At 48.4% G+C, this 12,467-nt stretch carries 7 protein-coding genes, 2 tRNA genes and 1 pseudogene; 2 read left to right on the top strand and 8 right to left on the bottom strand.

From position 1 onward, the window contains the following. Window positions 1–172 precede the first annotated feature (172 nt). The 8 genes and pseudogenes from LKE33_12160 to polA all read right to left on the bottom strand — a co-directional run bounded on the left by LKE33_12160 (window position 173) and on the right by polA (window position 9,503). Window positions 173–1,360 (bottom strand): Zn-dependent hydrolase, encoded by a 1,188-nt coding sequence (locus LKE33_12160; protein MCH3951669.1) that lies wholly within the window; start codon window positions 1,358–1,360, stop codon window positions 173–175. Between the two features lie 21 nt (window positions 1,361–1,381). Further along, window positions 1,382–2,686 (bottom strand): annotated as a pseudogene (locus tag LKE33_12165) (autotransporter outer membrane beta-barrel domain-containing protein). 1,545 nt (window positions 2,687–4,231) lie between these two features. Continuing rightward, a tRNA-Leu gene (locus tag LKE33_12170) sits at window positions 4,232–4,317 on the bottom strand. A 38-nt stretch (window positions 4,318–4,355) separates the two neighbouring features. After that, window positions 4,356–4,442 (bottom strand) — tRNA-Leu (locus LKE33_12175). Window positions 4,443–4,500: 58 nt separating this feature from the next. Continuing rightward, window positions 4,501–5,100 carry a lytic transglycosylase domain-containing protein gene (locus LKE33_12180; protein MCH3951670.1) on the bottom strand — a complete coding sequence of 200 codons (600 nt, stop codon included), beginning with the start codon at window positions 5,098–5,100 and terminating at the stop codon, window positions 4,501–4,503. 341 nt (window positions 5,101–5,441) lie between these two features. Further along, window positions 5,442–6,026 (bottom strand): dephospho-CoA kinase, encoded by a 585-nt coding sequence (gene coaE / locus LKE33_12185; protein MCH3951671.1) that lies wholly within the window; start codon window positions 6,024–6,026, stop codon window positions 5,442–5,444. A gap of 8 nt (window positions 6,027–6,034) precedes the next feature. Beyond that, on the bottom strand, window positions 6,035–6,856 hold the full coding sequence (gene mutM, locus LKE33_12190) for a bifunctional DNA-formamidopyrimidine glycosylase/DNA-(apurinic or apyrimidinic site) lyase (protein MCH3951672.1): 822 nt from the start codon (window positions 6,854–6,856) through the stop codon (window positions 6,035–6,037). A 22-nt stretch (window positions 6,857–6,878) separates the two neighbouring features. Further along, complete coding sequence (polA, locus tag LKE33_12195) at window positions 6,879–9,503, bottom strand: DNA polymerase I (GenBank protein ID MCH3951673.1); 2,625 nt, start codon at window positions 9,501–9,503, stop codon at window positions 6,879–6,881. Between the two features lie 437 nt (window positions 9,504–9,940). On the opposite strand from polA, the gene LKE33_12200 reads away from it, so the two are divergent. Both LKE33_12200 and LKE33_12205 read left to right on the top strand, forming a co-directional pair. Further along, window positions 9,941–11,134, top strand: a complete 1,194-nt coding sequence (locus tag LKE33_12200; GenBank protein ID MCH3951674.1) for a PLP-dependent aminotransferase family protein — start codon at window positions 9,941–9,943, stop codon at window positions 11,132–11,134. 541 nt (window positions 11,135–11,675) lie between these two features. Beyond that, window positions 11,676–12,431 (top strand): DUF1624 domain-containing protein, encoded by a 756-nt coding sequence (locus tag LKE33_12205; GenBank protein MCH3951675.1) that lies wholly within the window; start codon window positions 11,676–11,678, stop codon window positions 12,429–12,431. Window positions 12,432–12,467 lie beyond the last annotated feature (36 nt).

Consider the following 12,467-nt stretch of genomic DNA (forward strand, 5'->3'; position numbering starts at 1 on the left):
ATATCATTTCTTCAAAGCCACATTTTTCGCGAGTCACCGGTCGCAGGCCGCACTGTAGGCAGCAAACCGGCAATTAGTTTGTACTGGATAAAAAACTCACTGCCATCCGTACTTTTTAGTAAGAGTCCGCTAAACATCTTCCCGCACGACTATATTAACCACTGAGTTTTACTTAGTCCTCACAATCCAAAATCTTCAACGCCTCATAAAGAACAATACCGGCATTCTTCACGTCCTGCGGTTCCGTCCATTCTGCCCCATTGTGACTGATACCGTCTTTACTCGGTACGAAGATCATGCCCATAGGCACGCGCCGGGCCATGGCATGGGCATCATGGCTCGCACCGGAAGGCATGACAACATGAGGAATCCCTGCTTTTTCGGCAGCTTGTTCAAAGACCTTCATAATCTCCGGACTGCTGTAAACGCCTGGTTTTTCCTCCAGCGCCGTAAATTCAAACTTCACACGGTCAATGCGGGATGCATAATCCTTTATTTCGTGTATGAGTGCGTCTGTCTTTGCCTTATCAAGGTGACGCATTTCAAAAGTGCATTCCACCTTACCCGGTACTACGTTGGCTGAATTGGGCCAGCAGGCAATCGTCCCGGCCGTAAAAACGAGATGGTCGTCTATGCGGCGGCAGGCCTCATCCCCAAAGACAATGAGTTTAGCCATGCCCACCATGGCATCATGACGACTCGGCATCATGGTCGTCCCGCCGTGATTGCTCTGTCCCATACAAGTCACGCGATAGCGATACACACCGGCAATCCCGCTGACAACGCCCAGCGGAATATGATGAGCATCCAGTTCCGGTCCCTGTTCGATATGAGCCTCCAGATAGCACTTTACATCCGAAAAATCTCTCCGGCAGCCCTTGATTTCTTCCGGCGTATGACCGTGAGAGGCCAGGGCCTCTTTCATTCCCGGCCGGTCCGGATCAAACAGTCCGGTCAGCACACGACTTCCGTAGAGCCCTCCCAGTGCGTTGAATTCCTCTCCGTTAAATCCATAGACTTCGACGGGGTGCCGCAGCCTGGTTCCGGATTCCTGCAAACGGTGCAGAGCAGCCAAAGCAGCGGATACGCCGAGGGCACCGTCAAACAGACCTCCCGAAGGCACAGTATCAAGATGTGAACCCATGACAATATGCTTCAGTCCCGGTTCTGTTCCCGGCAAAATTCCGTGAATGGAACCTGTGGCATCCTGGCTGACCGTCATTTTCAGTGCTTCCATTTCCTTCCGCACAATCGCTGCTGCGGCAAAAAATTCAGGACTGTAGCAGCGCCGAGTATAAGAACCATCCGGATTTTTCCCGGTTGTACCGATTTTCCGGAGAATCGTCCAGGCATCCTGCATCTTACATCCCTCCTTAATTCATTAAAAATGCCACTGGAATCCGGCGTTAAAGGACCAGCCTTTGACATCGGAGCCAAACGTTCTTTCTGCATCAAGGGACAGGGATGTCTGGTCACTAAGCCTGCATACTGTCCCTATACCGATATCATACCATGTACCGCGTCCTTTTACATCATAATTGACACGGTGCCCCATACGGTCCGTCAGAGACACATCCTGTCCACCAGCTCATTCATGCAGCGCATCCGCTTTGAAATAGACCTGACGGTAGGCATTTTCCTGCCCCAGCCGAAACCCGAGACGGCCTATCAGACTGTGGGTTCCATCTATCTGGCCGCGGTATCCGTTTTCCGTACGGTAGTCCGCACTGCCAAGTTTGGCGTACTGCAGCTGAACCTGAGGTTCAAAGAAGCTGCCGTTTTTCAAGTCAAAAGGATGCCCGTATTCGGCACTTACAGCAGCCATATGATTATCATATTCCCCGGAAAGATGCCGTCCGTCATCCCGATAGGCTTTGAAATCGTGGTTCAATTTGCCGCAGCGGGCCACCAGATCCACATAGGAACCGGCATCATCCAGGCGAATCGTATCATATAAAAGAACTTCACGCCGCCGGTTTTCACCATATCCGCCATGACCATCCAGGGTATAGTTTCCTTTTTTGTAGTCATAGGCCAGACCGAGACGGTGATGACCGCCGTCAAGCAGGTAATCGTACCCAATCTGTCCCATTGTGGAAGTGCCGTCAGTCAAATCATCCCGTTCGCTGCTGCTTCGTTCCAGACGGACCCAGAGGCCGTCTTTCCTCTCATCCAGATACTGGGCCTTCCCCTGCCGCTTATTCAGCCGGTCCATATCAAGAGCAAAATCATAGGCTCCGACAGCGGTTTTTGCCAACCGATGAACAACAGGTTTTACGGTATGTGTTGTACCATAAAGATACCAGTTCGTCCCGCCCGCAAAAGTCTCGTCCAATTTGGATAAAAAGCCCTGAAACCAAGAAGATGATTTAGTGTCCCCCGGATTACCGCTGCCGCCGACCTTACTGTTATAGATTGTATTCTCGCTGTCGTCGGCGCTGTAAGTACTCGTTCCTACAAGCGCCTGATAATCATACAGACTGTCATCAAAGGAAGGCGTGTCATAAACAAAGGAAACTCCGGACGCATTCGCTGCCGTTGTAGCAAAACGCAGCGTATTCGTACCGGAAAGCTGCGTGAGGTTTTCCTCCGAAAGCGGTGCGGAAATATGATGCGTACCGGGCTGCGTGGAATTTTCCACATAAATCATATCGCTGTCTTTTTTGTCCTGCACATTAAGATCCATCTTGAATACGCCGTTATCGCCGCGAAGATCCCCGATGGTGACAAAATCATGCTTGATTTCCTTAAGTTTGGGATAGACATCGGTCAAGCCCTCTACAGAAGAAAGTTTCTGCTGAATATCCGCATCCTGAAGATTTACAATCCCCCCATCTTCCAGGGTAATCGCAGAAATATACTTGGCCCGAGCCACAGGCATCGTCTGAAGTCCAAAGAAGGGCACCCTCTTTTCATAATAACAGTCATCTCCGAAATAAAACCATTCGGCTCCGTTGCGGAACGTAAAGTCAAGAGTTCCCAGTTGTTTCAAACCAGTAAGAAGACCAATAAAGCCCTCCTTCCAGAATGGCACATAATTTTGTTCATCGCCCCACCAGTACGAATCAGTTCCGTCAAAAACGGCTGTTACGGTACCGCCGTCAGCCAGCTTCAAGCCGCCCGGAGCATCAATAAAGCTTATATTGCCGACAACCTTATTTTCTTTGCTTTGTAACGTAATCGTACTCGCTCCCTTGGCCGTAATGGCATCGGGATTGCTTGCAATGGCATAGAGTTCTGTCGTGTCTCCATTTACCGTAATCGAGGCGCCGTTATTGGCATAGAGCACATTGGCACCGCTTGTCTCCCCTGTCACTTCTTCCGTCATTCGGTTATATAGGTACAGGTTTCCGTTTACGGTCACATTCGTATTTTTGCCGAAAGCTGTTATGAGCGACATCGAGCTGTCAGCTTTCTTCATTGTATTTTTCATCGTAAGGTCACCGGCAACCGTAAGAGCAGTCGCTGCCGTTCCGGATGAACTGCCAACGATAAGCAGATTGCCTGAATTTGTGCTGACTTCCGTATTATCCACATCATACGTAAGATTGCCGTTTACAGCTACTTTGCCGCGAATGCCATTTCCGCCATCCAAAAGATTCTTCCCTGCCACGTCAACGTTTCCGTTGACAACGGTTTCTCCGCCTGTAACTGCAAAAAGCACCAGTGTTGACGCTTCATTGGTAAGATGCAGCGTATTATCCGAATTCTTGATATCATATGTCCCCGCTGCCGCAATCACAGTTTTACCTGCAGGCACGGAAAGTATTCCTTCTTCGGTGTATTCACCGGGAGCAAGCGGCAGCGAAGCTGCCAGAACAGGAACCGGTGCTGCAGCCGATAATGCCAGCGCAAGTAAGATTCGAGCAGCGAGATTTTTTCTCATCGCACACTTTCCTTTCATCACAAAGTAATTTCAGTTGATTTGAATCTATTAATAATAATTATTGTATCATATAAAGATGCATTTCTTAAATAAAGTTAACAGTAAATTTATTTAGAGTAAAAAGAAATATCGGTACCATCGTGAGGGAATTACCTTGACTAATTTTTACAGGCTGACAGCAGCGTGCAGCTAGCTCCCGTTAATAAGAAAAAATGCACAATCAACGGCTTGCGACAGTACGGCAGACCACATCTGTCAATACCAAAAAAGACCGCTGCCGAAGCAGTGGTCTTATAAAATCAAAAAACCGCCGGGATATTTCCCGACGGCTCAATTCACATGTTATGGTGCGGTTGGGGGGACTTGAACCCCCATGAGGTTGCCCTCACCAGCCCCTCAAGCTGACGCGTCTGCCATTCCGCCACAACCGCATGTATATCAATTCTGTGAAGTTTTATGGACAAAAAAATGGTGCGGCCAAGAGGAATTGAACCTCCACGGGGTTGCCCCCACTAGCTCCTGAAGCTAGCGCGTCTGCCAGTTCCGCCATGGCCGCGTTGTCATCAACAACAATGCTATTCTAGCACAGTGAAAATTCGGAGTCAACCCTTTTTTTAAATATTTTTAAAAGAGTTTTTATATAACCGCTCATAACTTTCCCTGTCGTTTAATACTTTGCGGACATAATTTCTTGTATCGTCAAAGGGAATCTGCGAAATATCGCTGAAGTCAAATCCCCATCCATATTCTTCCATCCAATCCTTTACAACACCGCGCCCGGCATTGTAAGCAGCCAGCATAAGAATTTCATTGCTGTGAAACTCTTCTTCCAGCTCTTTCAGGTACCAGCAGCCAAACTTGATATTCAGCTCCGGCAGATTCAGCATCTTCGCTTTAAAATTAGGAAAATCCGTTGATTTGGCAATCCACGCCCCTGTTTCGGGCATGATCTGCATGAGTCCCAAGGCCCCCGTTTTGGACTCTGCGTCCGGTTTAAAACCACTTTCGTTTTTAATCACGGCAACCGCCAAAAAAGGATCTACGCGATACTGGGCACTATACTGATGGATTTCCTTCGCATAGGGCCACGTATACACAAATCGCTTCTGAGCAAAATCCGTGCGCCAGAACAAGTAGCCGGCAACACAAAGTATAAGCAAAACGAAAATAAAGGGCAGGCAACCAGAACGTTTTTTCTGCTGTCTCTTTGTCACTTCTATCCCTCACTGTATATAGTCAACGCTCTGAAAAAATCAGAGCCAATCATTTCTATTCACTCTTTCATCTATTCTAACAAAAAATAGGAGCCTGTGACAACTTCCTTCTTTTGTTTTCAAGATATTCACAAAAATTCTCTGTATCATACTACATAATTAGAGATTTGTCCACTGCAGCTGCAGTGGACAATGGTAAACCTAAGACAGTTAGCTAAAGGACGCTTTCAGCGTTTTATCTGAAGTTCAAACACCGTTTTTATCAATTCACAGCAAAATCACTAAAGCAGTTTTGCTTTCTACGATGCGGCCAGTGACGTGCGCTCTAGAGGTCAGCGTCTTTACACCAGTCGTGCCAGAGCCTTATCGACCTGGCGATACAGCTCCTCCAGCGTACCGCTGTTATCGATCACTACCTGCGCATGCTTTTTCTTTTCGGAAAGCGGCATCTGGTGCTTCATCCGTGTTATGACTTCTTCCCTTGTCATCGGGGAACGGGCCATGGCGCGGCGAATCTGTTCTTCTTCGGGGATATAGACTACCCATACTTCGTCCACGTACTTGTCCCAGCCGCCTTCCAGAAGAAGCGGTGCGTCAATGACAGCTACCGGATCTTTTCCATGTTCTGCCAGAAACTGGTCACGAAGTTCAGAAATGGAAGTGCGTACCAAATGATTCAATACATCCAGTTTTTCAGGATTGGAGAAAACGAGAGACGCAACCTGGCGGCGGTCCATTCTTCCGTCCGGGGTCAGGATACCCGGACCAAATGCCTGTATCACCGCGTTCAGACAGGGCGTTCCGGGCTCTACTACATCATGGCAGGCCTGGTCCGAATCAAAAATCGGGATTCCCTTCGTCCGCAGGTAGCTGCTCACCGTACTTTTTCCCGAGGCAATGCCCCCCGTCAATCCGATTATCGTCATATCATCACCTACTTCTGGCAGTGCGGGCAGAACACGCTGCCCCGGCCGCCGACTTTAATTTGTTTCAAAGGCATACCGCAGCGTTTACACGGTTCGCCCTTGCGATGATACACATTGAGATACAAAAGATTGTCTCCCATATGTCCATCCGCATCCTGATAATTACGGAACGTTGTCCCATGATGCCGAAGTCCCTGGGCAATCACACGGTTGATGGCTTCCACCAGAACAGGCCAATCCTTCTTTCTCATACGGTTCACGCGCTTCTGCGGGCGCAGCCCTGCTTCAAAAAGAGCTTCGTCCGCGTAAATGTTGCCCAGTCCCGCAATGACGCTCTGGTCCAGAATAAAGGATTTCAGCTGACACGTCTTATGAGCAGCTTTCTCCCGCAGGTAATCCGCCGTCAGTGCTTCCGAGAGCGGTTCCGGTCCCAAAGCGGCATATCCAGGATCCGGGGTCTCGCCGGGATGGTACAGTCCTACCGTGCCAAACTTACGGATGTCACTCATCCACAAGTCTTCATCCCCGGAAAGAACCATGCCCCAGCGCGTATAAGGCGGTTTTTCACTGCCCTTGGCAGCGGCGAGAAGCGCTCCTGTCATGCGCAGATGAATCAGAAGATAATCGCCTGACTGCAAATTAACGCGCAGATACTTTCCGGTACGCCCCACGCTCACAATGGTCTGCCCTGCTGCCTCTTGGCAAAACACCTCAGGCCCCGGGTGTTTTACCATTTTGGGGACGTAGATTTCCACCTTTTCAATTTTCTTTCCTATTATATGGCGCTCCAGCGAGAGCCTTACTTGTTCAACTTCCGGAAGTTCCGGCACTTCCTTCACCCCGCTTATGCAATCATTTTGCTTCTGCCCACGTTTTTCCGACGGCAATATCGGCGACTAGCGGTACAGAAAGCTTTACGGCATTTTCCATGGCTCCCTTTACGATGGCGCTGACCTTTTCTTGTTCTTCCGCCGGTACTTCAAGCACGAGTTCATCGTGTATCTGAAGAAGCACCCGGCTCTTCACACCGGCAGCCTTCAGTTCATCGCGGACATGGAGCATGGCAATCTTGATGATATCGGCCGCTGTCCCCTGAATCGGAGTGTTAATAGCCGTCCGTTCTGCGAAATTATGCAGATTATGATTAGCGGAATTGATATCAGGCAGGTAACGACGTCTGCCAAAAAGCGTCTCCACATAACCTTGTTTCTGCGCCTTCTCTATCTCCCGTTTCATATAGGCCTTCACACCGGTGTAGCGGGCAAAATAACTGTTGATGTAGAGTTTAGCTTCATCTCGCGACACGCCAAGACGACTGCCGAGCCCATAATCGCTGATACCATAAATGATACCAAAGTTGACGGTCTTTGCTTTTCTTCTCATTGCAGGCGTCACATTTTCAAGAGGCACACCAAAAATTTCCGAAGCCGTGCGGGCGTGAATATCCTGTCCATGCTTAAAGGCGTCGATAAGAACTTCATCCTGGGACACACTTGCCATCACGCGCAGTTCCACCTGGGAATAGTCGCAGGACATCAGCATATCATAGCCTTCTCCCGGCACAAACATTTTGCGCATCTGCCGGCCGACTTTCGTCCGCGTCGGAATGTTCTGCAGGTTCGGGTCCGTACTGGAAAGCCGCCCTGTCACTGTAGCCATCTGATTGAAATGGGTATGAATCCGCCCCGTAACGGGATTAATCAGAGGATGCAGGGCAACAAGGTACGTTGAAAGCAGCTTGGAAAGCTGCCGGTATTCAAGAATTGCTTCAACAATGGGATGTGTTTCCCTGAGCTGTTCTAACGCGGATACATTAGTCGAATATCCGCCACTCTTCGTCTTTTTCGCATCTCTAGGGATAGGAAGCCCCAATTTTCCATAAAGAAGGTCGCTGAGCTGTTTAGGAGAATTGAGGTTGATGTCCTCGCCTGCGAGCTCTTTGGCCTCGGCCTCAATCTCGCTCACGGCAGCGCTCATGCTCTTTGTGACTTCTTCAAGCATGTCCTTATCGACAGTAATCCCCGTAAATTCCATTTCTGCCAGGACTTCCGTCAGCGGCAGCTCAATCTCACGGTAGAGTTTCGTCAGTTTCCGTTCTTCCAGTCTTTCAGTCAGTACCGGAACAAGTTCCTTCACATCCTGGGCATTGCCGCCATTAGAGGGCTGAAGGTACGTTTCGCTGATAGTTTTGAGGTCATAATGAGTAGAGCCGGGGTCATAGAGATACGCGGCCAGGGCAGGGTCTTCCTGAACCCCGCGAAGTTCGCGCTTCTGGCCCATCATATATTTGTAAAGTTCCTTCGGGTCGGCAATGGCCTTCGGAATTGCGGCGTTTTCAAGGAAGCCGAGCAGTGCCTCCTTGCCGGCCAGCTCGGGATGGCATTCATAGCATTGATGATCCCATACAATATCGAGTTCGGAGAGCTTCATCACAGGCAGGGGGCCCTCAACTTTGTAGGTCAGTGCCACAGGTTCCTTTGCAGCGGCAAGCTGCTCCGCCAGATGCTCCGCCTCACGCGTGTCGCTGATGATCACTTTTTTCAGTTCCGGTTTCACGGCAGGTTCTGCAAAAAGACTCATGGGATCATCATTATCCGAGCCCGATTCCATTCCCAGGACGGGCACGAAACGTTTCCACATATTCTTGAATTCCAGGTCATCCATCAGCTGCCGCCCCCGGTCACTCATACCTTTGAGGCGATAGTTATCGAGCGTCGTGTCTACCGGTGCTGTGAGGCAGATTGTGGCCAGATCCTTGGAAAGAAGTGCCTTATCTTTATTGGCAGTCAGTTTTTCCTTAAGGCTTTTTCCCTTGACTTCATCAATATGATCCAGCACATTCTCCACGCTTTGATACTGAAGAATCAGCTTCATTGCCGTTTTAGGGCCTACGCCGGGCACGCCGGGAATATTATCACTCGTATCCCCCATGAGCCCCTTCAAGTCAATAATCTGTTTGGGAACAAGGCCGCTGTATTCCTCGCCAAAAGCCTTTTCGTCATAGTCAGCAATCTGGGTAATCCCCTTTTTGGTGAAGTAGACGTGAACATTATCCTTAATCAGCTGGAATTCATCGCGGTCACCGGTCACGATAATGACGTCTGTCGTTTCCGGAGCTGCCTGCGACAGGGTTCCGATGATATCATCGGCTTCGTAATTGTCCAGCTCCAGCGTGGTAATTCCCATTGCCGAGAGCAGGTCAATGGCAAGAGGAAATTGTTCCTTCAATTCGGGCGGCGTTTCACTCCGCTGCCCTTTGTAATCCGCGAATTTTTCCGTGCGGAAGCTCTTTCTCGATTTATCAAAAGCAACAACCATATATGCAGGCTGCTCTTCGGTTAGTAACTTAAGAAGCATATTGCACAAGCCATAAACGGCGCCTGTGTTAATTCCTTTATGATTGGTAAATGAAGGCAGCGCAAAAAACGCCCGGTGAATCAGGCTGCTGCCGTCAATGATCAAGAATTTTTCTCTCATAAGAAACCCCTTTCTGCATGATTTCTTACCTATTATATCATCTTTATCTTTATTTTCGGGGAAGAAAGTACCACCCGGCATCAGACTTTCAGGTTAAGTTCATCCTGCATTAGTCAAAGTTTCATTATTTACAGAACTGTCTGAATTTTTCTTTTTGTTATTTCTTGTTTATGCATTTGGCATGTGCATTTGTCTTTTTCCAAAAAGACTTTTTAAAATTTATTATTCTGCTGCAATTCCGCCACGGGTAGTAATTTTTTATTAAATTTGTCGATTTTTTAACATTTTTTGTATTTTCCGTTACAGATTCAAGGTAAACTTTTGTAAAATCTTGACGATTGTACAGCAAGGTGATAGAGTATATTCACTATATTTAATGAGGGTGTAGACACAGTGTGTGTACATAAGTCCCGTATATATCAGGAGGTTGTCAAATTATGGAGTATCGTTTAGCCAATCGAATGAAAGGTATGCAGGCTTCTGCCGTAAGAGAAATTCTTAAAGTTACTCAACGTCCGGAAGTCATTTCTTTTGCCGGCGGTCTGCCTGCCCCTGAACTTTTCCCTGTAGATGAAATTGCCAAAGTCAGTCAGGAAGTCTGCGCTAAAGAAGGCCGCAAAGTCCTGCAGTATTCCACGACTGAAGGCCGTCCCACCCTGCGCCAGAAGATTGCTGACCGCATGAACCGCATTTATAAATCTTCCCTGACCAAGGACAACATTCTGATTACCACCGGTTCCCAGCAGAACCTTGATATGGCCGGTAAAGTTTTTCTGAACCCGGGCGATTACGTCCTGATGGAAGCTCCGACCTATCTGGCTGCTATCAACGCTTTCAAAGCTTATGAATGCCAGTTCAAGGAAGTACCGACCGATGATAAAGGCATGATTCCGGAAGAACTCGATAAGATTCTGGCTTCCACGCCGAATGCAAAACTGATTTACGTCATCACCGACTTCCAGAACCCGACCGGTATCTGCTGGAGCCTGGAACGCCGTAAACAGTTCATGGAAGTTGTAAAGAAATATGACGTAGCTGTACTGGAAGATAACCCTTACGGTGAACTGCGTTATGAAGGCACTACGCTGCCGTCCCTGCTCAGCATGGATAAGCGCGGTCAGGTCATGGGCATGGGCACTTTCTCCAAGACCTTCTGCCCTGGACTGCGTGTTGGCTGGCTGTCTGCCGATCCGAAGATCATGACCGAATTTGTCAAAGTAAAACAAAGTGCTGACCTGCACTCCTCTGCTTTTGACCAGGCCATCATTGATTATTACATGGATGAATTCAGCCTGGATGACCATGTAAAGCAAATCAACGACCTGTACAGACATCGCCGTGATGTCATCATCAAGGCTATGGAAAAAGAATTCACTGACGGCACCACCTGGACCCATCCTGAAGGCGGCCTGTTCCTGTGGCTGACCTTCCCGAAAGGTGTAAGTGCACGCAAGGTATTCGATAAGTGCATCGAACAGAACGTTGCCGGTGTACTGGGCGAATTCTTCTATCCGACCCAGAAGACCGACTCTCATATGAGAATCAACTTCTCCAACATGCCGGATGACCGCATCGAAGAAGGTATCCGCCGCATGGGCAAGGCTCTGAGAGAAGTTGCCGCAGGTAAGTAAAAATAAAAAAGACTGTGAAACAGTGCAATCATTGTTTCACAGTCTTTTTTTCGCGGGTCGCTGGCCGCAGGGCGCAGGTCGCACTGTAGGAAGCAAACCGGGAGGCGGTTTGCAGTGAATAAAACTACCTGCAGCTGTAATCTTTATCAAAATACGCTATGAATCTGCTCGCACGATTGAACTAGATACTAATCACTGTTTTCCGCTATTAGCTATCAACTTTGGGGACTGTGAAAAAACAAAAAGCGCTTTTGGCATTTGGCCTATAGCATTTAGCCTCGTCTGCAATAGTGTATTAAAGCTTTTGATTAAAGTAAAACATGATATAAAACCTGAAATTTTGCAGTTAACCTAAATTTCAGGTTTTATTTTTATAAGTTCAAAGAAAAATGCCCTGGCAATTTTTCTTCCACAGGCGACCCGCGGCCAGCGACCTGCGAAGGGGCTGTGAAAAAATGCACGTGCATATTTCACAGCCCCCTTCTTTATTCTAAAAAATTGTTTTACAATAAGAGCACATTCCATCATTGAGGTGCCTTTTATGCGTTATGCTCTCATCGATTCCCTTCGGGGATTTTCCCTGGTATCCATGGTACTGTACCATTACTGCTGGGATCTGGTCTATCTCAGCGGCCGCTATCTGCCGGGATATACGAGTACACCGGGGTACATCTGGCAGCAGAGTATCTGCTGGGCCTTTATCTTTATCAGCGGTTTTTCCCTGACCCTCGCTCAACGTGGTAAAAAAAGAACCGCAGCCCTCAAAAAGGCGCTGCTCCTGACGGCTCTTGGTATGATGATTACTGCGGTAACAACCCTCTTCATGCCTGAAGATCCGATTTGGTTCGGCGTGCTCTTTTTTCTGGGCGCAGCGACACTCATTATGCCTGCATTCGGAAACAGGACTTCTCTCTCTGCGGGAACTGCTTTTTTCCTGTCACTGCTTTTATTTGCCGTTTCAAGAAATGTTCCCTTCGGCCTTCTGGGCTTCGAACGCCTTACCGGCCCCGTTCTGCCGCCTTCTCTTTACACGCATGGACTTTGGGGAGCCTTCCTGGGATTTCCGTATAAAAACTTTATCTCGGCCGATTACTTTCCGCTGATTCCGTGGATTTTCTTATTCTCAGCCGGTTATTTTCTGGGACGGGCGCTCCTGAAAGAAAACGAACTGCCTGCCATTTTTACTGCGGACTGTCCTCCTCTCAGTGTAATCGGGAAACACTCCCTTCTCATTTATCTTATCCATCAGCCGGTATTATTACTAGTGGTACCCGGATATTCGCCATTTGTTTCGTAATGTAAAATAAGTGAAAAATACAGCAAAGGAGCCGTG

Origin of the sequence: Acidaminococcus sp. (genome assembly GCA_022482815.1) — a bacterium.
Lineage (GTDB): Bacteria > Bacillota > Negativicutes > Acidaminococcales > Acidaminococcaceae > Acidaminococcus.